Annotated in this window: 17 protein-coding genes; all 17 read right to left on the reverse strand. The window is 65.1% G+C overall.

The window, feature by feature from the left end; all coding sequences use genetic code 11:
• Nucleotides 1–87: 87 nt before the first annotated feature.
• The 17 genes from ABE424_RS12885 to ABE424_RS12965 all read right to left on the reverse strand — a co-directional run bounded on the left by ABE424_RS12885 (nucleotide 88) and on the right by ABE424_RS12965 (nucleotide 21,628).
• Complete coding sequence (locus ABE424_RS12885; RefSeq protein ID WP_346491546.1) at nucleotides 88–5,289, reverse strand: hypothetical protein; 5,202 nt, start codon at nucleotides 5,287–5,289, stop codon at nucleotides 88–90.
• A 1-nt stretch (nucleotide 5,290) separates the two neighbouring features.
• Nucleotides 5,291–5,800 carry a hypothetical protein gene (locus ABE424_RS12890; RefSeq protein ID WP_346491545.1) on the reverse strand — a complete coding sequence of 170 codons (510 nt, stop codon included), beginning with the start codon at nucleotides 5,798–5,800 and terminating at the stop codon, nucleotides 5,291–5,293.
• The gene (locus tag ABE424_RS12895) at nucleotides 5,800–9,792 is read right to left on the reverse strand and encodes a host specificity factor TipJ family phage tail protein (RefSeq protein ID WP_346491544.1); all 3,993 of its coding nucleotides are present in this window, start codon (nucleotides 9,790–9,792) and stop codon (nucleotides 5,800–5,802) included. The genes ABE424_RS12890 and ABE424_RS12895 overlap by 1 nt, the downstream gene beginning before the upstream one ends.
• The gene (locus ABE424_RS12900) at nucleotides 9,783–10,178 is read right to left on the reverse strand and encodes a peptidoglycan endopeptidase (RefSeq protein WP_346491622.1); all 396 of its coding nucleotides are present in this window, start codon (nucleotides 10,176–10,178) and stop codon (nucleotides 9,783–9,785) included. Before ABE424_RS12900 ends, ABE424_RS12895 begins: the two co-directional genes overlap by 10 nt.
• Nucleotides 10,178–10,639 carry a DUF1833 family protein gene (locus ABE424_RS12905; protein WP_346491543.1) on the reverse strand — a complete coding sequence of 154 codons (462 nt, stop codon included), beginning with the start codon at nucleotides 10,637–10,639 and terminating at the stop codon, nucleotides 10,178–10,180. Before ABE424_RS12905 ends, ABE424_RS12900 begins: the two co-directional genes overlap by 1 nt.
• Entirely contained in the window at nucleotides 10,636–10,992 is a 357-nt protein-coding gene (locus ABE424_RS12910) for a hypothetical protein (RefSeq protein ID WP_346491542.1), read from the reverse strand. Before ABE424_RS12910 ends, ABE424_RS12905 begins: the two co-directional genes overlap by 4 nt.
• Nucleotides 10,992–13,754 carry a phage tail tape measure protein gene (locus ABE424_RS12915; protein WP_346491541.1) on the reverse strand — a complete coding sequence of 921 codons (2,763 nt, stop codon included), beginning with the start codon at nucleotides 13,752–13,754 and terminating at the stop codon, nucleotides 10,992–10,994. Before ABE424_RS12915 ends, ABE424_RS12910 begins: the two co-directional genes overlap by 1 nt.
• Before the next feature lie 148 nt (nucleotides 13,755–13,902).
• Entirely contained in the window at nucleotides 13,903–14,388 is a 486-nt protein-coding gene (locus tag ABE424_RS12920; protein WP_346491540.1) for a hypothetical protein, read from the reverse strand.
• A gap of 5 nt (nucleotides 14,389–14,393) precedes the next feature.
• On the reverse strand, nucleotides 14,394–15,155 hold the full coding sequence (locus ABE424_RS12925) for a hypothetical protein (protein WP_346491539.1): 762 nt from the start codon (nucleotides 15,153–15,155) through the stop codon (nucleotides 14,394–14,396).
• A gap of 40 nt (nucleotides 15,156–15,195) precedes the next feature.
• Nucleotides 15,196–15,630, reverse strand: a complete 435-nt coding sequence (locus ABE424_RS12930) for a hypothetical protein (RefSeq protein ID WP_346491538.1) — start codon at nucleotides 15,628–15,630, stop codon at nucleotides 15,196–15,198.
• Entirely contained in the window at nucleotides 15,623–15,949 is a 327-nt protein-coding gene (locus tag ABE424_RS12935) for a hypothetical protein (RefSeq protein WP_346491537.1), read from the reverse strand. The genes ABE424_RS12930 and ABE424_RS12935 overlap by 8 nt, the downstream gene beginning before the upstream one ends.
• A complete protein-coding gene (locus ABE424_RS12940) occupies nucleotides 15,946–16,707 on the reverse strand; it encodes a hypothetical protein (protein ID WP_346491536.1) in 762 nt (253 codons plus the stop codon). Before ABE424_RS12940 ends, ABE424_RS12935 begins: the two co-directional genes overlap by 4 nt.
• A gap of 46 nt (nucleotides 16,708–16,753) precedes the next feature.
• On the reverse strand, nucleotides 16,754–17,788 hold the full coding sequence (locus tag ABE424_RS12945) for a major capsid protein (RefSeq protein ID WP_256775424.1): 1,035 nt from the start codon (nucleotides 17,786–17,788) through the stop codon (nucleotides 16,754–16,756).
• 74 nt (nucleotides 17,789–17,862) lie between these two features.
• Nucleotides 17,863–18,540, reverse strand: coding sequence for a head decoration protein (locus tag ABE424_RS12950; RefSeq protein ID WP_346491535.1), 678 nt, complete (start codon nucleotides 18,538–18,540; stop codon nucleotides 17,863–17,865).
• Nucleotides 18,540–19,940: a S49 family peptidase gene (locus ABE424_RS12955; protein WP_346491534.1), complete on the reverse strand. Its 1,401-nt coding sequence runs from the start codon at nucleotides 19,938–19,940 to the stop codon at nucleotides 18,540–18,542. Before ABE424_RS12955 ends, ABE424_RS12950 begins: the two co-directional genes overlap by 1 nt.
• Nucleotides 19,930–21,420, reverse strand: coding sequence for a phage portal protein (locus ABE424_RS12960; RefSeq protein WP_346491533.1), 1,491 nt, complete (start codon nucleotides 21,418–21,420; stop codon nucleotides 19,930–19,932). Before ABE424_RS12960 ends, ABE424_RS12955 begins: the two co-directional genes overlap by 11 nt.
• A complete protein-coding gene (locus ABE424_RS12965; protein ID WP_256775428.1) occupies nucleotides 21,413–21,628 on the reverse strand; it encodes a hypothetical protein in 216 nt (71 codons plus the stop codon). Before ABE424_RS12965 ends, ABE424_RS12960 begins: the two co-directional genes overlap by 8 nt.

Here is a 21,628-nt window from a genome sequence, read left to right on the forward strand (position 1 = left end):
ATACAAATATTGATATCGACGTCAATAGGCCAAAACGGCAATGAAAGCTGAACGCAACGGGTCTGTGACGCGTATCACACAAGAGCGTCACAGCGAGATGGCAAAAGCCTGCTGTAGAGAAGCGGCGCCATCGTTGTTCACCGCCACCACACGCCATTCCACGTACCCAACCGTGTAGCCGTACACGGCCACCTGCTCGAGGGCTGTGAAGTGCTCCGCCGGCGCCGCCACGGTGCTCGAGCGTATGACAGTGCCGTTGCTCACGTTCAGCAGCTCGAAGAGCCACGTGGCTGCACCGTTGGCATCCCACGCCAGCGCGATGTCACCGTTTGCCGCCTTGGTCGCTGTGCCCCCGCTCGGCTGGGCGGCGCGAGCGGAGTTCCCGTTCCACGCCACCTTCGGGCCCACGGCCCCGCGACCAGCGTCGTATTCGTACAGCTCGAAAGAGGCGAACAGCGCGTCATAGCCGTAGGCCGCCACTTGGGCCGCGTAGGTGAAATTGAACTCGGCACCTGTGATCACCTGCTCCGTCAACACCGTCATATCCACAGCGCTGATGTTGCGGTGGAAGTAGGTATCGCGGCCCGCGCGCGCGTCCCAGCGCATCACGATGTCGCCGGCGGCGTTCTTCACTGCCGCCAGCCCGGTCGGCTCCTGCAGCGCTGCCCCGTACACGCTGCCGACGAAGGTGCCGTAGGGCCCAGCGCCCGTGGCTTCGTCAAAGTGCGCAACGCTCAGGTGGACGTAGACCGCCTCGTTCCCGAAGTGGGCCACCTGCGCGGCGAGCGTGTACAGATAGCTGTTGTCGGAGACCACGGCCTCGGCCAGCACGCTGCTGTCGTTGGGGTTGTGGACGCGGACCTTGAACTGCAGCGATTCGGTGGCCCAGGTGAAGCGGACATCTCCGTTCGGCAGCTTGACGGCGTCCAGATCGTCAGGCATTTCAACGCTCGCCCAGGGTGGCGGGGAGAATGCGAGGTTCTTGTTACCCCCGATGGACTCACCCATTTCCTTTGCAGTTGCGTGGTATTCCTCCACGGTGTAGTGGACCCACCCGATGCCGATCGCCATCTCGTTGAGATAGACCTCCCAGCGGTTCGAGTCAGGCACGTAGGACCCGATCTTGAACCCCGGGATGTTCCGCGCCATGTCGATCTGCGCATCTCGCAACAGCTTGGTGCCCGCGAAGTTGGTCTCCACCGGTGGCGCCTCGCCCCAGAATGAAGTGGTCGGCCCTTGGAACCAAATCTCCAGCGTCGGATTGCCCCAGTTCGCCCGCATCCAGTCACGCATGGCGACGTTCGACGCCTTCCATGCGGCCACGATGCCGGGACGATCGGCCTCGGGCGCATAGCTGATACCGGTCGTTTCGCCAGGGCCAGATTCGATGAAGTAGTCCGGTGCCCGGCCCAGCGCGCGGACTATGTCCGTGGCGTAGCGCAGGTTGGGCCCAGGCTCCCCGGCCACCGGGTTCCACCAGTGATTATTGAGGTCGAAGCCGGCCTGATACGGCATCGGGTTGATCGGCGAGGACCCAACAACGGTCATCACCGGCATCACCTGGACCGGCCGCAGGCCCAGCGCACCGGCGAGCGCCAGGCGGAAGGTGGACGCCGCCACCTGGTCCCGGCGTCCTTCCCGGCCGCTACCGCCCGGGTTGAGTCGATCCGACAGGTCGTTGAACATGCCACCGACCAACGAGTTGATCCCCATGGCGACCACCTTCTTGACGAAGGCGTTGTTATCCAAGGGCACGGCCATCGTGACCTCATCACTGAGAAAATCGTTCTCGATGCACCTGACCTGCCAGGTGAGGTACTGCCAGGTGTACTGATCGCCGCGGTGCAAGACGGCGTCCGGGACGTTCAGCTCGTTGGGGTAGTCGCAGAACACCCGGCCGTCACTGAAGTGGCCTGAGCCCGAAACAGTGAGGGTGCGGATCACCTGGCCGGGGTTGTCGGGGTTGGTGATCATCACCTCGTAGGTCTTTCCTGCGTGGGCGTCGCCGTTGGTCTTCCACGTGAAAACGACATCACCCCAGCTGCTGCGCGCCGCGGCGAGCTCGATCGGGCTCCCCAGCAGCGGCAGGTAGTCCTCCACCACGCGCGAGGTTCTACCCGACACGACACGAAGCCGGTAACGGATGCTCGAGGGCGGCGGGTCGCCGAACAGCTGCTTGGCCTGCGCAAACGGGAAGGTCGCCCGCAGCAGCGGCGTGGTGACGCTCCAGGCAACGTTGTTGTCGCGGAAGACCTCGAACACGAAGGTTGCCCCCGGTGCCGGCGCGGCCAAGGCCCAGGCGACCACCACATCGCCGTCCGTGTTGCGCGAGCTGCTGAAGGTCACGCCGAGCTCTTCCAGAACAGAGAAATCCGGAAGGCGCGACTGGATGTAGGTTTCCGCCGCGCCGATGGAGTAATCCGACGCCGCGGTGGCGAATACCACGAGCTGGTAGAGGTCCATTCGAAGGAACCCGCTCGCTGCGTTGCGTGATCCCACGCTCAAGACGCTGTTGTTGTACTCCGGCCAGGCGCCTTGCCGGGCCGTGGACTTCGCTACGAGCGTCTTGTTGACGCGCAGATCGACCGTGTTGGGGACGATGCTCGTTACGGCGGAGGCGATGACATGGCCGGTGGCCACGGGCGAGGCGGCGACGGCGCCGAAGTAGCCAAACGACCGCATTGCCAGGCCGGCGCCCAGCTTCATCAGCCCGAAACTTCCTCGCTCGGCCTCGGAATTCAGGTTCGACTCGACGATGACGCCATCGGCTGCCCCGGCGTCGAAGCGAAGCCCGGCGAACACGGACGCCTGCGAATACGGATAGTCGATCTGTCGCCCGGTGGCGAGCGCAGTAGTCGCCCCGTCAAACTCGAGGAAGCGCTTGCCGGTGGCATCCTGGCGCAGAACTGGGCGACGCGCGGCATCGGGCTGGACGAAGTGAAGGCCGTTGCCCGACTTATCCAACGCCATCATCACCCGGCTGCCTACCTCGGCGCGCACCAGGCCTCCGGAATCAACAAACAGGGTCGCTGGATCGGAAGGGTCCAGCCAAGCACCGAGGGTGCCCTGGTCGAAAATGAATTGAAGATCGCCGCGCGTCCTGTCGAACCGAAGTGCCGGACCGGGAACCCCGCTCGCTGGGTCGAACTCTTCGATCGTCACGATCACGCCGCCGGCGACGAACCCGTACGCGGCGACCTGCTGTGCTTCGGTGAAGATCAGCGTGTTCCCGCTCTGCACGGTCGAGCTGATCGGCGCCATGTTGTCGAGACGATGGTTCGTGACCCGGAAGCTGCCTGTGCTCGAGCTGGCAGGCTGCCACGTCACGACAACGTCGTTCACCTGCCACCGTACTACCGGGGCCGACACGATGCCCATCGTGGCCCACGCCGGCGCGCTCAGGATCAGCGAGGTATCGGAGCCGATGCTCTGCCCCAGCTGCTGCGCGGCCGCATGCGCGGCCGACGGGGTCGGGTTGAGCCAGGAGCTGTTCTCGTTCCAGTAACCTGCCGCGGTTTCCGCTCCCGGCGCCCACGTGCCAACGCGGAAGGTGCCGCCGTTGTTGCGCACCGCGTTGAGCAGGGCGGCGCGCATCTGGGCATGCGCATTGCCGCGCACCTCACCCGGACTCGAGGCGCCGTAGAAGGCGCGCAGGTGTGGGTGCAGCCAGAGTCGGAATGTGCCCTTGCTGTGGTGATCCCTCAGATACCGGAACACGCCGATCATCGCGTTGCGGGCGGCCACGAGCAGCTGCTCGGAGCGCTCGGGAAAGGCGTCCAGCGCGTCCGTGTCGGCACCGCCGCCCCACACCATGCTGGTGATGCGGGTGGCACCGAGACGCGCGGCAGCGGCCAGCAGAACCGGCCCAGGCGCATTGTCGATGTCGTTCCACCAGTAGCGGGTGCTGCCGACGGCGTTGGCCGCAGACCTGGTCATGAAGCTGCCGCTCTCGGCCAGGTTGTGCACACCCACCTGCGATGGGTCGAGCCCTGCCGCAGCGGCGGTCGCACGCTGCAACGTATAGGCGGCGACAGCGAAGCGGCCGCCCTCGCCTCCCGTCGTGCCGGGATTGGCCGTATCGGTGAAGTCGGTGAAGAAATTGCCGATGTAGCTGCCGCCGACGAGAGCGACCTGGTGGCGCACCCAGTCAGGCACGGTCTCCAGGTTGCCAACGAAAAGGGCGGAAAAGTCGCTTCGGAACACCGTGGACTTCTCGGCCACCTCGAATACCAGGAATGCCGGCGGGAACCCGAAATCGGCGATCGAGTCTTGGATCGGGTAATACGCCTCGGGCACGCCGCTGCTGGTGTCGTAGGTGCGCACCACCTTGTTGCCGGCGGTGTCGTAAATCTTGACGGTGTAGCCGGTGACCTTGGCGTCGGGGCTGCTGGTGCGCTGCCAGGTCATCCGGATATCGCCCACGTCGTTCGCGGTGGCGGCCAGGTTGTTGGGGGTCGTCACCGGGATGGCACGGTTCACGCGCTGGATCAGGTCGGAGCTGATGTAGTTCGGGCCATCGAAGAGCCATAGGCGCCCCTCGTTGTTCACCTTGGTGTACTGGGAAACGCGCGCGGCGTACTCGTTGGGGGACAGCTTCAGGAAGTAGGTGCCGTCGGTGCCATCCCAGGCCGGATTGATCCTGAAGACCTCGCAGATGACGTGCACGCGTTCCTTGCCCAGGTGCCGCTCGAGCTGGTGCACTCGCTCCCGGGCAAGGGACAGCTCGAATCCGAATGCGCCCACCCCGTCCTGAAACAGAAGGGTGACATCCGGGGGCAGCAGCTCAGCCAGCCACTGAGCGGCGACCTCGCCGTTGATGTTGTTGCCGTAGTAAGCCGAGATATACAGGGGCCTTGGCAGGCGCGGCCAGATATCGCGCATGTCCTCGATCGCGGTGGTCCACGTCGGGTCAATTTCCACGGGGAAATAGAAGCCCTTGACGTTCGACGGGTACTGGAGCGTGCCGAACTTCTCGGCCCAATCTGCCATCAACGGCAAGCTGGTGCGCGACGTGTGCTCGTTGAAGAAACCGGGCAGGCCGACGATGATTTCTTTCGCCCACGGGTAGGTGGCGAGGTCATTCATGTCCAGCTTGATGTTGTAGGTTGGCAGCCAGGGGTTGTCCACGAAGCTGTAGCCGTCCACGGCGATCCACTGCAGCAGCGTCTTGTGGACGCCCAGGGTCTCCCACGAGCGACGCACAGCCACGTTGTTCAGCAGCATCTGCCACAGCATGCCGCCGGCCGGCGGCCGGCCCGTGCTGGTCTTGCGCAGTCGAATGTCGGTCATATCAAACCAGGTACAGGTAGCGCAGCGTGCCGGTGAACCCAGTAACGCTGCCGGTTTGAACCATGAACTCCAGACCCTCGTCGTACCCCAGCGAATGCGGGTTGAGGGTGAGCACACCCACGCCGCCGTTGATCACCACGCTGGCCAGCAGGTCCTTCTGCGCGGAGCCCTTTCGGACACGCAGCAGATGTACCAGCGCGGTGTCGCCGGCGGCAGAGGTGAAGTACCAGTCCTGCGCCGACGTCGGGGCGGCGAGCTGCTGGTTCGGCCAGTTGCGGGTAATCACCGCGCCGGGTCCCAAGGTCGCCCGTTCGAACACGTTGATGTCGTAGCCTGAGGCCGCCTGGACGGCGGCCCAGCTCGGGACCGATACCGGTGTGCCGTCGGCGCCGGTCACGGTCACCATGGAGCCGCTGCTGGTGTACAGGTTGACCTGTTCGTTCTTGAACCGAGCGACCTTGTCGACAAGGTCTTGCACCAGCGCCGCGAGCGCTGCAACCGATTCAGCCATTATCGAACTCCTTGCATAGTCACGTAGGCGCCCTTGAAGGTCCAACTGCCCCAGCGGTTGGTGCCGCGGCTGATCCGAATTCGGTATTGGCGCGCCACAGTTGCCTGGCTGTCCTGCACGATCATGAAGTTGGTCACGTTCGTGCTGGCGGCCATCGTGAACACCTTTTGTCTCACCGCCTGCCACGCCGCGCCGTTGTAGACCTCGAGGGTTACGACACCGTCTCGGGAGTGATCGCCACCGTTGTCCATGGTCAGTTCGATCAAAAGCTGCGGCGTGTGCGCATCGCCGACGCGAACCGGCGCATCCAGAACAAAGGTCGGTGTGAAGCCACCTGCGTCAGGCGAAATCGTGCCCTCCCACGACCAGGTGTTCCTTCGCTGAAATAGCCCGGTGATGGAGTCAGCCACGACGGTGCCGCGAATGGTCACATCGCCGGCGAAGAGCGCCGAACCGTCCTTGTTGAGGCGCCAGCCCGCGAATGTGCCGCTCCCCACGTCCCAGACAAAGTTGGCAGATTGGATGACCTCCCCGATCTTGGCGTTGGTGATCGAACCGTTCCGGATGCGCGCCTCGTCGAGGTAGACCACCCCCCTATCCACAATGAAGGGTCGATAGGCGTTGCCGAACGCGTCATCCGTCAGGATTTCGAAGGTCTCGGCAAGCACAATGACCTCGCGCTGCACCGTGGCACCATCCACGTACACGCCCGCGGAGATACCGGCCATGTAGTAGCGGCCGTTCTCTGTGACCTGTGCCTTGTAGGACCAGCTCGCCTCCAACCGGCCGTTCATCCCGGCGACCACGTTCTTAGTTTCCTGAACGGCAGAACGGAGGTCACCGACAGAGGCGCTGATCACCTCCTGGCTGATCGCACGCGCGCTATCGGCGTCGACCTTGGTTTCTTCCAGCCGCGAGAGATAGGCGCGGTGCGTCCGGGCCGTGTCCTGCAGGTCGAACTGCGCAACGGATTGCTTGACGATCGAAGCTGCGTTCTCGTCGATGTCCTCAATGGCCTTGAGGATTTCCTGCTCGTGCCTGGTCAGCTGCTGCACGACCTCGATGGTCTGCTCTCCAAGGTTCTTGGACAGCACCTTCTGCACCGTGCGCATCGACAGCGACAGATCGCCGGCGGTGTTCACCGACCGTACGGCGAAGGTCCAGCTGCCGGCAACCGGCAGCACCGAGTCAAACGCCGCGGCGTGGAACCCAGCCTCCCCCCCGAGCGGTGTCATATCCGCCCAATTCGGCGCGGGCACGCTGCCGTCGATGTAGCGAATCTGGACCCCGACGAAATCGGGCGACTGGATGGTGTCGGTTTCGAAGCTCCAGGAGTAGCGCCGGACCCCGCCGGGCTCTTCGCTGATATACAGGTTGTCGACCAGCACCGGCGCCGCGCCGGCGCCAACCGTCCTGAAGGTCACGCTGACCGCTTCACCGGCCAGGCCGTCTGGGCTGTATGGCCGCACCACGATGGCGTACTCGCCGGCACCAGGAATGCGCCACGTAGCCGTCCGCGTGCGTGTGGTGGCCACCTGCTCCAGCTCACCATTGCCGTCCATATCCGACAGCACCACCACGTCATCAACCGGCCCGGTGATGTCGAACGTGGCCGTGAGCTCGGTGAATACCGTGTTGCCCTGCACAACCTGCTGCTCGGTCACCTGCAGGTTGCTGGCGATCGGCCGGGTCTGTAGGTGGGAGCCTCCCGGCGAGGGAATGTACTCGCCGGATTCGACGTAGTGCCAGAACTCAGGGCCTTCCGGCACCACCGTAACCGATGCGCCCTTGAGGTCGGATTCCGGCTCCACCCCGACCACGCGGACGCGATAGCCTGGCGTCTGCTTGAAATCGTAAATCCAAATGGTGTCGTGGGCTGGGTTTTCCGGCGTATTGCCGGGCAGCGGAGCATCGGCGGGCCACGGGTCCATCAGGTGAATCCGGCGCGTCTCGGCGTTGATCGGCCGCACCCGGAACACCCGGTACACGCGCTCGCCCGGAATTCTCAATCCAATGAACGCGTTTCCATTGGCCGCCGGCGGCACTGGCTCGTCCAGCTCGAGGATGGCCTCGCTGGCCTCCAGCTCCACCGACACCAGGCGGCCGCCGAACCCCCATTGTGTGAGGTCGTGCTGCAGGGCGAGCACCGACAGGCGCCGATAGCTCAGGTGCTCGATGTCGGTGCTGTAGGTGATGTCCTTGTACTGATACAGGGACTGGGCGAGGTGATAGCGGGCCATCTTGGCCGCATGTGCCTCGTTGGTGATGCCCTCGCCGGTGAGCTGCGCCGGGTTGAGCATCGTCTCTACCCCCGGTGCCGTGACGCGCAGGGTCTTGGTGGACCAGTCGGTGCGATCGAAGTAGGAAAACTCGATCCCATCAGCCGCGTTGGCCAGGGTGTAGTCGACTTGGAACTGCCCCTTCTTGATCGTGGCCATGTTGACCACGCCCGACAGCGGCTGCCCGTCGGCCGCCCAAACCACGGAAAGGCGGCCAGCGGCCCAGGTGACCTGGCCGAAGCCGGCCAAGGCCACAGCCTGCAGGACGTCATCGTGGCTGCGGACGTCGCGGATCAGGTTGTCGTAGGCCAGGCCGCCAGCGGCGCAGTGCAGCATGAACGCCTGTAGCGCCGCGACGTCGATCTGCGCATCGGTCAGCCCCAGGCCGGCGATCAGCTGCCCATCCGGATCACGGAAGCCTCGGGCATAGGCCAGGATGTGCGCGCCAGGATTGCTGGTTTCCTCGATGACCCACGTCTGGCCGTTCCAGACCGGAACCGGGCTGGAATGGGCTACGCATCGAATCTCGTCGGGCGACCCGTTGAGCTGCCCGGTGGCCTTGATACGCACGCCGATGCGGGGAATCCCCGCGTAGCTGGCGTTGTCGGTCTGGATGCTGGTGAGGGTGGACCAGGTGAAATCGCTGGTTGCCCCCTTGCCGTCGGTATTGCGGCCCGCGATGCGCACTCGGACGTCGTACTGGCCCTCGTGGACGTCGAGCGAGTAGCTGCGGCGCTGCTGTTTCTGGCTATTGCTGGTGATGTGGTAGCTGCCGAAAGTCATCCAGTTGGTGGCGCCGGCCACCTTGTACTGGACCTCGATCGTCTCGCTGTTGTCCTTCTTCTTGCCCTTGCTGGTGGTGTCGAACAGCATGAAGTCCATGTCGACCTTCAGGCGGATCGTGTTCGGCGAGCTGGTGCGCTGCACCCATGCGCTGGGCTGTCCCTTCTCCGCCTCCAACGCGCCACCGGAAATGGTGTCGGCATTGCTGTAGAGCGGAATCTGCTGCTCCGGCATGCCCGGGAAGCCGCTGTGCCACACCTGGACGCCCTCATACACCGAAAGCAGGGCGTCCCCGTTGTACAGCTCATCGATGCGGCCCACGTTGAGGCCGGGCGCCATCAGCATGGCCATGTACTGGTCGTTGGCTTCGTACCAGCTGTAGGGATTGCTGGCCAGGTCCGGCGCAATCCGGACGCTGCCGAGCAGTAGCGCCAGCGGCTCGTATGGCCTCGCCTGGTTCCGCGACCCGCCCAGGTTGAATACCGCTGCGGCGTCGCTCTCAGTCGGCTTTGGGGGCTTGGGCCCCAACACCTTGTTGATCAGCAGCGAACCGACGGCGTAGATGGCCGCCTGCGCCAAGCCGGCGGCCATTGCGCTGTAGCCCGCCGCCACCATCGCGGTTCCTACGCCGGCGGTGAAGATGGTCAGAGCGATCATCGCCACGATGAGCAGCGCGGTCTTGCCGACCACGCCACGCACCTCTATCACGGTGCCGCCCTTGGGCCGCACGCGGTGCATCACCTCGTGTGGGACGACCACGCCGTTGATGCGTACTTCCCAGACATCGCCCTCGTAGTCCGGAACAGTTCGCGCCAAGAACGCCCCGAGGTTCTCGCCGGTGCGCAGCTCTGCAGCCAGGGTGCGCTGGCCGTCCAGGGTTACTGGGTGCGGCGTGACGATCAGCGAGGGCAGCGGCTTCATCACACCCATGAATAGAAACCCTCGATCCTTGCGCCGAATTCCGGCAGGTCGCGAACGCGGTGCAGCACGCTGCAGCCGTTGCTCTCGTTGGTGTGGAGAACCCAGCCCTCATGGGCCAGGAAAAAGAAAACCCCGGCATGGCCGGGGCGTTTCTGGGCGTGCTCGAACATCAGCACGAGGTCGCCATCCTGTGGCGTTCCTATTCGCGGGCGGGCGTACTCACGGGACTGCTGCCCGATCACCGCCTGACCGGCAGTGCCGCGCGCGCGCCGCTGCGGCAGGCTCACTTCACGGCCGAACAAATCACGCTGCACCAGCGCGACCAGGTCGGCACAATCAAACTCGTCCTCGTCGTATGGAATCCCGACGAAGCGCTCAACGTCCGCCAGGGGGATCAATTGAATATCCCCGGCATGGTGAAGGGGTTGGCGCGTAGCTTGACCGCCTGCTGCCGCATCAGGTAGTCGACGCCACACTGCGCGGTTGCCGTGGCGCCGCTGATCGTCACTGCGGTGATCGGCAGGTAGTAGTCGCGCTCGATGGCGTTGGGGTTTACCCGATCGGACACCATCAGGCGCGCCATGACCACCTCGTTCGCCTGCAAACCTTCCAGATCGTCCGAAATACCCCGGCCCACGTTGTCCAGCACCAGCTGGGCCCGGGGTGACTGACCCCGCGTGTCGTCCGGCAGCTTGAAGCCAAACGGCACGCCCAGATACAGCACTCCGTTGCTGGTCCAGTTCTGGGTATCGTTGACGATTCGCAGCGGCCCGCTGAACGAGGGCGCATTTACCTCGAGAAACAGGAGAACCCCGGACCTGTCAGTGACACGCTGTTTGCGCTCGGTGAAGCTCATCGCAAATACTCCACGACCAGGTCGCGGCGATAGTCCGCCGCGAACTTGTCCTCCGGCACCAGGTCACCGATCGCGCCATTCTCAAACCGCGCGGTGATCGTCGCCCCCGTGTAGGGATGCACCATGGTGAACCAGTCAATCCGCCCAATCACGCCGAAATACCAGGCTTCGAACTGCTCGGCATCGTCGATGTTGGCGAAGTAGAGCGACATCGACTGTTTGACCAGGACCTGCGTGTTGAGCAGGCGTTGCTTGGGCACACCACGCTCCATTTCCGTGCGAAGGACAGACGGGTCGAAGGTGCGCTGCTGGCCGTCGAACATGACCAGCGCCACGCCGGGAAGAGAAGCCATTACACGCTGTCCTTGGCGCCGAAGCGCCCCTTGATGCTGGTGTACGTTGAGCCGGCGCCCGTGGCGATCTGGCCGCCGATGTAGCTGTCGACCTGCCCCAGCAGCACGTCGATGTCGACACCGCCCTTGTCGTTCTTCGAAGCGCTCGCGGTTGTCCCGGCGGGCGCGTTCCGCACCGTGATGTTGACCCCGCCGCCGGCGGGTGCCGGAGTGGAAAGGCCACCGACGACACCGCCCTCGGCGTAGCCGCGGAACCCCTGCCGCATGGCTTCCACAATGCCCACACCACCAGCGCGCGCCACGTCCGCCTGGGACCACACCACTTCACCGGCGTGCACAATGCCCTTGGGCTCATACTTGCCGCCCGGGCCCGTGTAGCCACCTTCAGACTTCCCGCCGGCCATCAGCTTGTTGAACAGGTCCTGGTTGATGCCCTGGGTACCGTTGGTGACGGCTGCATTGCCGGCGGTGTTCACGCCACCGAAGTACGAGCCGAAGGCACCCGCGACGACGTTTGCCAAGCCCGTCACTGCTTGCTTTGCGGCGATGCGGGCCAGGTCCTTGATGATCGAATCAGCCAAGTCGCTGAAGCTCACCTTGCTGCTGGTTGAGAACTGGACGAACTTGTCCTCCCAGCCAGAGAAGACGTTGCCGACAACATCCCGCATCTGGCCGGCGACATCCCCGGCCTGCTGCGCGTAGTTCGACCATGCAGAGGTGGCACCAGACAGCCAGTTGCCTTCGGCAGTGGCCAGGTCGGCGTAGCCGGCCCGGATAGCCTCGATGCGGTCGCCCGTTTTCTCCAGCAGCACGGCCTTCTCGGAGTCGAACATGCCCTGGTCGATCTGCTTGGCGTTGAGCTGCAGCTGCAGCTCGCGCAGCTTGTCGGCCTGGTCGGCGTAAGCGTCGTTGATGCGCTGCTGGACTTCGTACTCGCGATCGCCCATGCCCACCTTGGCGACCATCGCGCGCATCTGGCGCTCCAGCGCATTGTTGCTAGCGTCCAAGGCGTTGGCGTAGGAAGCGATGGCGTTCGCCCGCGCTGCGGCGGCGCCGCGTTCCTCGCTAGCCAGGACTTCAAGCTTCGCTGCGCCTTCGGTTCGGACCTTGGCCAGGCGCGCCTCCAGCTCGCCGACCTGCCGGCCGACCCCAATCGCGTCCTTGCCGGCTACGGTCTGCTTCTGGAGATAGTCGATCTGGCTCTGCAGCGCCGCGGCCTCCGCAGCCGCACCGCGGGTGAGCAGCTCCCGCATCTTCCCGTAGTACTGGTCGGCGGAGATTTCGCGGGCCGCGTACTGCGCGCGCAGAGTCTGGGTGCTGGCGGCAATCTCCGCCTGCTCTTCCACCAGCTCATCCTTGAATGCCTGCAGGCCGGCCCCTCGCGTCGCCGATCCAGTCCCGCCCGTGTTCTTCTTGGCGTACTTTTCCTGAATCGCCGCGATGGCCTTCTGCCGCCGCTCTTCCAGCTCGGTGACCACGTCGGTCAGGCCGGCGGCCTTTGCCTTCTCGATGGCTTCCTGCGCGGCCACCTGCACCCGGGCGACCTCGCGGCGCTTCTTCTCTTCCTTGGACGCCTGGGCGTCGATGATAGCGTCCAGCTCCTGCGCCACTTCCTGCGACGTGGACTGTGCGGCGGTGACCTGGGCTTCTTTCGCTTCCTTCTGCTGCTGGGCGGCGATTTCCCTGATCCGGGCCGATCGCGACTTGATGGCGCTCTCGTACTGGTACACCCAGGCGTAGCCCATGCCATCGGCTACGCCCTTGTTCATGATGGCGACGTCGCGCTGGTTGTCCTGAAGCAGCTTCTGCATCTCGACAGCCGCCGAGCTGAGCCCCAGCCCGTTCTTCATCGCCTCCCAGGCCCTGCTGGCCTCTACGAACAAATCCTTGAAGCCCCGAATTACTGGGTTCTGACTCGCGCGGACTTTGGCCAGGGCCTCGGTCGTAGCATCCGCCGCAGACCGCGTCGCAACCGTTGCTGCCTCCTGGTTGCGGCCCTGCTCCTGCAGCGCGCGGATTTGGTCATAGATTTCGACCGTCAGGAAGTTGACCTGCTTGTTCAGCTCCTGCGAGTACTTCACAGGGTCGCCTGCCAGCTTTGCAAACGCTGCGACCGTGTCGTCGATGGCAGCGCCGTTGATTTCCTCCATGGCTACAGCAGCCCGCGCCACAGCCTCGAAGTTCTCGCGTGCGACCTGTCCGCTTTGCCCTATGGCCACCGCGGCTGCCTGAGCTTTGCCTACGCTCACATCCTGCGAACTGGACGTGCGTGCCGACAGATCGGCCAGCACAGCGCTGGTCGCGGCAGCTTCGTTCCGAGAGAGCACCAGGGAACGCGCGTATGCCTCCGAGCTGCGCGCGGCGTCGTACCAGGCGTAGGCCAGCACACCGACGATGGCTGCGTACGCCGCGGTGGGCGTCATCAGCCCCGCGATGCCCTTACCCACACCGCGCAGCGCCGGACCAACACCACCGAAGCTGTCCTTGATCTGGCCACCCTGCTGGACCAGCACCGTGAACCAAGGCATGCCGCCCTGCAGGCTGGTGAACACGTCGGTGAACTGCGCCGGCAGCTGCCGCATGGCCTGGGCGGTCTGGCCCGCCGACACGCCCAGCTGGTTGATCGCGTTGTTGGTCGGCAACGGTCGGCCGGCGGTATTGCGGACCTCGTTGAGGTCCTTGCGCAGCAGCACCAGGCTCTGCTTGATGTCGTTGAAGTCGGCGCCAATGCGCACGCGCAGATTGGCTGTGGGTTCGGCCATCAGGCAGGTTCCTGTTTCAGGAAGGTGGCCCAGGCGCCAGCATCCGCGCCCATTGCCATCCGTACGGCGATTGCCAGGTCCACCTGCCGCTGCCGGTCATCCCGAGCAGCGGCGGCGGTGTAGGCCCGGAGCTGGGCCAGCGTGTACGTCAGGACGTCGCGTCGGTTGTGCCCTCGGGCGACGAGGTACTGGACGAGGTCGTCCCATCCTGCTGTTGCGCTTCGGCTTCCGGCGGCGACGTGGGTGCCGTGGTCGCCGGCCTGGCCGCCGCCAGCAGCGCGGGCAGGCGGCGGACGAAAAAATCCTTGTTCAGCGCCACCACGGCCTCAACCAGCGTGGCCACCTCGTCCAGCTCGCCGGCGGCAAGCCAGTCCGGCTCCTTGCCGGTGACCACAGCCAAGGCCTGTGCGAACGCCAAGGCGTCCTGCTCGAACAGGTCAAGAATCATCGCGCCCACCTCGACCGGCGCTGCCTGGCCCATCAGGCCGGAGGCGAGCACCACCCGCCCGATAATCGGGCGAGAGGCGGTGATGAAGGGCGCGAGCTGCTCCAGCCGCAGCGGCCCCACCACGAGCACCTCGCCGCGGAACGGGACGCTGCGCCGCAGGGGTGTGATCGTCTGCAGTGCTTCCATGACGATCAGTTCTCCTGCTGCCAGAAGAAGTAGGCCGACTTGTCGTCGGTGGTGGCCTTATCGGCGTCCTTCACCAGCGCACCGGTAACGGAGCCCGCGCCGAACTGGTCGCCCAGCAGGCCCAGCTGCTCGATCATGCCGCCGCTCACCTTGTGGGCGACCAGGCGCACCTGCTTGCCACCGCGCGCTTCGTTGGTCCCGATGAACTGCATTTCATAGAAGCGCTGCGGGCGGACGCCAGCTTCAACCTGACCCAGCTCACCGTGCTTATAAGCAACGACGACGTTGGCGGCGGCAGAGCCGTTGCCCGGATCGGTGATCGCGGAATCAGCCGGGATGAACAGCATGCCCCGACGCAACACGTAGTCCTTGTCCTTTTCATAGGTAGTGGCGGGGGCGGACGCCAGCTTCACGCTGGTAATTTCGATGGCCGGGAACTTCAACGGGACGAAACGCCCCTTACTGGTGCGCACCGCCTCGTCGGGCACAGCGCCTGCGGCTACAGTCGTTGCCACGCCGCGCGTGGTGCGGGCAAAGTTGTCCTTGTTGAAGTCGTGGAAGGTGTAGGCAACGTCGTAGCCGGTCACCCGATCCACGCGGTTGGCGATGCCACCGCCCGGGTTCTGGTTGTCGGCCAGCTCGATCGTGTTGGTCTTGGGCGACACGCTGAATGCGGAGCAGTTGCCGACCTCGTCGAACGGCGCGCCGGTGTTCCATTCGCGGATCAGGATGATGCCGCTGCCCAAGTAGCTGAATTCTTCTGCCATGTTGGCGTTCCTCGTCGGTGATGCCGCGTGGGCGGCGGGATTACTTTTTCGGGATGTGGGACTGGTAGGTGACCGCAACGCCCATCCAGCCGGCGCCCGGGTCCGGGCTCAGCGGTTCCATGGCGACGTACACGGGGTACTGGAGGCCACTCGGAAAGGCCTGCTGCTGCTCGTCCATCGCCGCTTCGATGTCGGTGACCAGATCGTCGAGCCGCTGTTGGTAGTTCTCCAGGCTCGCCGGCACCTTGCCGATCACCGCAACGGTCGTCAGCCGGTGGGTGCGCACCAGCGCCGCGTCGGTGGCGCGCTGCTGCTTGTCGATCACTGCCGTCAGCACTGCCGTGGCAGCTGCGTCGACCTGCTGCGGCTCGGTGGTCCAGCTGGTGCCGGCGTCGGTGAGATATCCGTTGTTCGTGCTGATGCGGTCCAGGCAATCGCCAAAGGCGGCCAGGAGCCTCGCGCGCGGGCTAGACATGCAGCACCACCCACTGTTGGGACGACGCGTCACCGCGCAAGCGCTTCTCCAGCTTCAGGCGCGCACCGGTGCCGGTGATGCGCACGATGCCGCCGATCCGGGGCTCTACCTCGCGCAGCTGTAGCGTCACGCGATCGTAGGGTGCCGACACCGGTGCATCGTCGTCTCCATAGTCCTGCACGCCCTCGTCCAGCAGTGCGGTACAGGGCACCGGCTGGCCCGAAGGGTTCTCGTAGGTGGCGGCGTCGGCAATGCCGGCGCCGGCGAACGCGGCGAACATCAGCGCGTCCATGTTTTGCAGTGTCCACTTCTGGCTCATGGCAGGGGTCTGGCCGTTTGCATGGCCTTTTCCAGCTCGCGCTGCAGGAAGAACGGCATCAGCTTCTGCCAGGTGTCGCTGGCCATGCCGAAGATGTCGTAGCGCGGCTTGTACTTGGGCGCATCGGTGAAAATGAAGATCGACCGGACACCGGAGCCGAAGCCCGTGTTCAGTCGCTCGTAGATGCCTGGGCGCAGCTTTCCGCGGCGCTTCGTGATGACGAAATACTCGCCACCGCGGCGCTTCTTGGAGCGCCGGCGCTTGGTGCTGGCTTCGGATTGATTCTGGTAGTGGTCCCGCTGGGCCCCCAGCTGGGACAGGATGCGGTTGACCTGGCCGGCGGGAACGTTGCCGTAGACGTCTGGCGTGGCCCCTCTCCCCATGACTGCGTATTGCTTCGCCGATATCAGGCCTCGCGACTGCAACAGCCGCTCGAAACCCTTTTTGCGGCGCTGGCCACCTTCGACTTCAGGCAGTAGGTACTTCGCCGGCGGCGTGCCCTTGAACGCCTCGTCGCGGATGTAGACCTCCGCAAAGGGGTCCTTCTTGGTCGCCTTGCGGTACATCGCCGCATTCACCGTCAGCGGCGCTGGTCGGTCGAACACCTTGGGCGCGGTGCGTTTCCACCGCTCCCGGACCTCGAACGCCACAGCGTTGGCGGCCTGCATGGCCGCGTAGGGCAGCTGGCTTTTCTCGAGGTCCGTCAACTGGCGGTCGAGCGCCTTGTCGGCGTCGACCTCGATCTTGAGCTGGCTCATGGCTTCCCCGGGAGCCCGGCCTGCAGATGCAGACCGGGCCGGTTGATCAGCCGCCGGCGTTGCCGCCGCCAGTGGCCTTCAGCCGGATGACGGCGCGCGGTCGCGTGTTGATGTTCAGCGGGTTGGACTGGCTTTCCAGGTCGAGGCCCTTGTTCATCCGCAGCGGCTCGGTCTTGCTGTAGTACGGCAGGCCGACACCCTTCACCGTCTCCATGTAATCCGCCGGCGCAAAGCGGGTGATGAACATGTCCGGCACGTCCAGCGGGAAGGCCAGTGCCTCACCGGCCGGGATGAAGGGACGGTCTTCTTCCTCGGTGGCCACCTGGCCGCCGACCACCTCTTCGAAGGTGACGCCACCGAAGGTGAAGCCACGGCGGGGGTCGTCGCGCAGCGCTTCGCCATCCTGCCAACGTGCGTAGGCGGCGACCACGTTGTCGTGGTCGATCAGCGCCTCGAAGAACTCGGGGCTGCAGAAGACGTGGATGCCGTTGTGGGGCACCTGGCCGAGTTCCTTCTCGATCGCCCGCTTGATGGTCAGAACCTTGCCGCGGACCTTGGTGCTCGCCGTGGTCAGAGACATACCCAGCACGATCTGCTGAACATTGAACTCCTTGTACAGGTCCCACATGACCGAGCCATCGGCGTCCAGGACCTTGCCGCTGAGCGCGCCCATGCGGTGATACTCGATGGTGTAATCCAGGTCACGGCGGTGGGTGAGCTGGTGCGCGTTGATCACGCTGGCCACGTTCTGCCCTTCCGGGTCCGTCTCCGGAGAGAACACGTTGAGCAGGGTGTCGGCCATGATGGTCGAGCGCTGCGGCAGGTGGGCGGTCTGGAAGAGCTTGACCTTGCCGCGCTCCAGCGACTTGGGCTGAGCCGGCGCGCCGCGCGGCACGTTGGGCACCAGTACCAGTTTGGTGCCGTTGATGCCGATCTTGACGATGTCGGTACCGACCAGGCCCTGTTCCTTGAACAGGCCGAGTTCGGCGATACGGGTCGGGACGCGCGGCAGGTTGTTGATGTGGGCGTTGAGCGAATCGAAGCTCAGCACGCCCAGGGCCAGAAGGGTCTGCAGATCCATGTGTGTCTTCCTCATGCGGAAATAGAAAGCCCCGCACTTGGCGGGGCTGGAGGTGTAACGACGACCGGAGGCGGTCAGGCGGTGATGACGATCTCATCGCTGGTCGCGGCGACCAGGCCGGCGGAAGTAGCGGTCAGGGTGTACGTTCCGGCCGCGCTGAACTCGACGGCATCCCAGGTGACCACGCCGTTGACTGCGGCCTTGGCGCCGCCGCCGCTCAGGGCGCCTGCGCCCGTCGCCTTGGCCAGGCTCACGCTTGCCGAGCTGCCGGTCACCAATGCACCGAAGACATCGGTGATGTGGGCAACAACTTCACCGGCGGGCTCACCTGCCGCGGCATTCAGCGGCACATCGACGAACACCAGGTGGTGGGCGCTGTTCGAGCTGATCGGACGCGAGGTCCAGCGCACAATGATGCCCGACTCGGCCAGGCTGGCAGCAGCCAGCAGGCGCTGATCACTGCCGGTGCCCGGGGCCCAACCCAGCAGCTCGCCGTGCACCTCGGCGTCGCGAGCGACCGCCGCGCCCTTGACGGCCAGGCTGTCCGGATCGCTCCCGGTGTCGACCTGGCCATACAGCACCTTGACGGCATCAGCGCCGCTACCAGCCTTCGTGTTGTCGGCTTTCAGCAGGGTGCCCGCGGCGAGAATGCCCTGGCCGGCGGGAATGTGGATCAGCTCCCGGCTGCGTTCGCCGGCAGCCTCGGAAAGCAGAAATTGGGCGTTGCGGACGCCATCGCGGTTGATTTCCATCAGTTGCCTCGCATTTTGTAGATGGTGGTGGGATTGAGCGACGCCTTCACAGCGGCGGCGCGTTTCTCGGCGTCCGGCGCCGGGAGAGTGGTCACGATCTGCGTGGTGCGCCCTTCTTCCGCTTTCAGGGCGATCAGCTGGGCACGCACCGCAGCCAGATCGGTGTTCGATTTGATGTAGTTGCCCGCCAGGCTTTCGCCGCCGGTCATCGCCGCGGCGCATGCGTCGCGCACCGCAGTGGCATATCCCAAGGCCGCAGCCACGTCCTCACCTTGCTGCGGGCCGCGCTGGATCAGTGCCAGGCCGATCCCCGCAGGCAGCGCGCTGGCGGCAACAGCAGTTGCAAGCGTTTCGGCGGTAGCCGCCGGCGGCGCATCCGCGTGGGAAGCATCCGGCGTCGGCGACGGCTCATGCGCGAGCTGCTCCAGAAGGGTCTGCCCATTGCCGGCGACCACCTTGAACCCGTCGGCGGTAACCATGACCTGGGCCGTGGCTTCCGGCTCTGCTGCAGCATCGTCGGCTGCTCTGGCGTGCTCTACGGGCGCCGGCACGTCGCGATGGCCAAGCTCGGCCACCAGCTCGTCCCAGGTGCCGAGGCGGCTTGCAAGGCCTGCATCGACCGCCAACTGCCCGCGGTAGGTGGCGGCTTCGGTCGCTCGCACAGCTTCTTCGCCCAGGCCGAGGTTGCGCGCTACCGTCTTGACAAACAGGTCGTGGAGCAGCTCCACGTCTGCCTGGGCCTCCGCCTTCGCTTCATCCGTCAGCGCAAAATTCGGGTTGAAGTCGACCTTCCTGGCACCCGCGTAGATGGGGGTGACCTTGACCCCGATTTGCTCGTTGCCCTTGCTCCAATCGTGGTGGTACGCGACCACGCCGACGGACCCAGCGCCGCCGGTACGGCTCACCCAGATCACATCGCAGGCGCTGGCGATGGCATATGCCGCCGAGTACGCGTAATCGTCGATGAGCGCATGCAGGGGTTTGCGGCCACGTGCCTGGTAGATGCGATCCACCAGGTCAAAGCAGCCAGACGCCATGCCGCCCGGCGACTCGATGCGCAGCACGATGGCGCCGACACTGTCGTCCTCGAGCAGCTCGTCCAGCTTCTCGCGTACCGCTGCGTAGCTCACCGGACCACCACCACTGGGACCGGGCATCGGCCGGTTGACCAGGCCACCCGTGATGTTCAGCACTGCGATGTTCTCAGCGGCGATCACGTCGGTGCGCAGCTCGGTGTCTGCGCTGGTCACGGCCCCTTCCAAGTAGGCGCCAATCAACGCCTCACCCATCGCCGGATGTACCAGCAGGGGCTGGTTGAGCGCGGCAGTAGCGAGCGAGGCCACGACAGGGTGCTTGCTGCGGCCGAACAGCCGACTCAACAGCCCAGGCTTATTGGTCATCATCATTTCCTTCATCGGTGGCGTCGTTTCCGGCGCCGGGAGACTTGTTGCTGGACTGGCCAGTACCGCTGGAGTTGGTGCGCCGAGGATCGCTGTCGAACGTCAGACCCAAGCTGTCGGCACGATCGTTGTCGGCAGCGATCTCAGCGTCGACCTGCTCGGGGTCTTCGCCAGCGCCCAGGACCACCTTCGTACGGGACTTGAAACCGGCACGAACGGCCTTGGATTCGGCACCCACGTCCTGCACGGGATGGCTCCAAGGCCAGCCCTCGGGCACCCACAGGGTCTCGGTGACGTCATCGCGCAGCTCGGCGTAGCCGGGCACGTTCAGGGCGCCCACCAGCACGGCCTGGTCAAACCAGGCGTCGCGAATTCGCTGGCAAAACATCGGGATCATGAACAACCACTGGTCCTGCTCGATGACCCGCCGGAACTCGTTGAGGATGAGGCGCAGCGCGCGGTCGGATACCCCTCTCAGGTCCCCGGTGAGCACCTCATACGGCACGTCCTGGCCAGCCGCGATCGCCATCAGGTGGCCGCGCAGAAATTCTGCGTAGTCCGAGCCCGCGCTCGGCGGCTCGGCGAACTTCACGTCATAGCCTGGCGGCAATTCCTGCATGGTCGCCGGTTCCAGGCCGCCCAACGGCGTGCCGTCGGCATCCTCGCCGCTCTGCAGGTCGCCGACCATATGCGTGTCACCGTCCCCGTCGGGGGACTCGGGCACCGTGTAGAAGCCAGCGAACAGGTTGGCGATGGCCTGCCGCTCGAGTACCGCATCGTCCAACCTGTCCAGGTTGAACATCCGTAGCAGGGTAGCGGCCGAACTGGGCACGCCTCGCATGGCGCCGGCGCGGCTGGGCCGGTAGAGGTGAATCACCTGCTCCGCCGGCACGCGCACAAGTTCGTTTCCATCCACTGCTACCTGTGCATCACCCGGGTGCTCTCGGAACATCCAGTAGGCAACTCGGCGACCGATGCGGTCAAACTCGATTCCGTGGCGGATGGCGTTGCCGTTGCTCGCCACGCTGTTGAAGTACTGCGGGCATTGTTCCGACTCGATCAACTGGACCTGCATGGGAACGGGCAGGCCATCCTCTGCCCGACGGTAGCGAATGCGTGCGAAGACCTCGCCCGCCTCCTTCCATTCCCTCCAGGCCAACGCCTGCAAACCGCCCCAGTCCAGCACGCCGTCGGCATCGCTGTACTTGCTCCAGCGCTTCCACAGGCTCGCCGCTCGTGCCTTGAATTCCGGAGCGCCCCAGATCGCCTTTGCCTGAATTCCCGTGGCAATGCCGTTGGACACGCTCTTGTTGAGGGCACTGACCATCCATGGGTCGTTGCGGGCCAGGTGCCGTGCCCGCGCCAGCAGGGTTGGGAGGCCGAGAAGCGCCGCATTCGGGCCCAAGGACATGGGGCGGAACATGCGCAGGCGACGGCCGTTGCCGGCTGCACGGTAAGTTCCCTCGGCAGCGTCAGACATTGCCGGTCCCCGATTGGAAGAGACGGATGGTGCGTCGACGGGGCTTTGCTCCGGTGACGGCCGACACCTCGCCACGCATCTGCCGGAGCACGCGCCTCATGGCATCGAGGCTCTGGTAGGTGACCGTGCGGTCGGCGTATCGCACAGTCAGCACACCGGATGCGATCGCCGCCTCCAGGGTTGCCACCTGCTCTTTCGTGAATGCCAT

Origin of the sequence: Stenotrophomonas sp. TWI1149, assembly GCF_039673155.1 — a bacterium.
Taxonomy (GTDB): Bacteria; Pseudomonadota; Gammaproteobacteria; order Xanthomonadales; family Xanthomonadaceae; genus Stenotrophomonas; species Stenotrophomonas maltophilia_AA.

Excerpts from the sequence above, each read along its gene's own strand:
- ABE424_RS12915 (WP_346491541.1), bottom strand. The coding sequence starts at position 13,754 with ATGGCCGAACCCACAGCCAATCTGCGCGTGCGCATTGGCGCCGACTTC.
- ABE424_RS12925 (WP_346491539.1), bottom strand. The coding sequence starts at position 15,155 with ATGGCAGAAGAATTCAGCTACTTGGGCAGCGGCATCATCCTGATCCGC.
- ABE424_RS12940 (WP_346491536.1), bottom strand. The coding sequence starts at position 16,707 with ATGAGCCAGCTCAAGATCGAGGTCGACGCCGACAAGGCGCTCGACCGC.
- ABE424_RS12945 (WP_256775424.1), bottom strand. The coding sequence starts at position 17,788 with ATGGATCTGCAGACCCTTCTGGCCCTGGGCGTGCTGAGCTTCGATTCG.
- ABE424_RS12960 (WP_346491533.1), bottom strand. The coding sequence starts at position 21,420 with ATGTCTGACGCTGCCGAGGGAACTTACCGTGCAGCCGGCAACGGCCGT.
- ABE424_RS12935 (WP_346491537.1), bottom strand. The coding sequence starts at position 15,949 with ATGAGCCAGAAGTGGACACTGCAAAACATGGACGCGCTGATGTTCGCC.
- ABE424_RS12955 (WP_346491534.1), bottom strand. The coding sequence starts at position 19,940 with ATGACCAATAAGCCTGGGCTGTTGAGTCGGCTGTTCGGCCGCAGCAAG.
- ABE424_RS12920 (WP_346491540.1), bottom strand. The coding sequence starts at position 14,388 with ATGGAAGCACTGCAGACGATCACACCCCTGCGGCGCAGCGTCCCGTTC.
- ABE424_RS12885 (WP_346491546.1), bottom strand. The coding sequence starts at position 5,289 with ATGACCGACATTCGACTGCGCAAGACCAGCACGGGCCGGCCGCCGGCC.
- ABE424_RS12965 (WP_256775428.1), bottom strand. The coding sequence starts at position 21,628 with ATGGCATTCACGAAAGAGCAGGTGGCAACCCTGGAGGCGGCGATCGCA.
- ABE424_RS12930 (WP_346491538.1), bottom strand. The coding sequence starts at position 15,630 with ATGTCTAGCCCGCGCGCGAGGCTCCTGGCCGCCTTTGGCGATTGCCTG.
- ABE424_RS12890 (WP_346491545.1), bottom strand. The coding sequence starts at position 5,800 with ATGGCTGAATCGGTTGCAGCGCTCGCGGCGCTGGTGCAAGACCTTGTC.
- ABE424_RS12895 (WP_346491544.1), bottom strand. The coding sequence starts at position 9,792 with ATGGGTGTGATGAAGCCGCTGCCCTCGCTGATCGTCACGCCGCACCCA.
- ABE424_RS12910 (WP_346491542.1), bottom strand. The coding sequence starts at position 10,992 with ATGGCTTCTCTTCCCGGCGTGGCGCTGGTCATGTTCGACGGCCAGCAG.
- ABE424_RS12950 (WP_346491535.1), bottom strand. The coding sequence starts at position 18,540 with ATGGAAATCAACCGCGATGGCGTCCGCAACGCCCAATTTCTGCTTTCC.
- ABE424_RS12905 (WP_346491543.1), bottom strand. The coding sequence starts at position 10,639 with ATGAGCTTCACCGAGCGCAAACAGCGTGTCACTGACAGGTCCGGGGTT.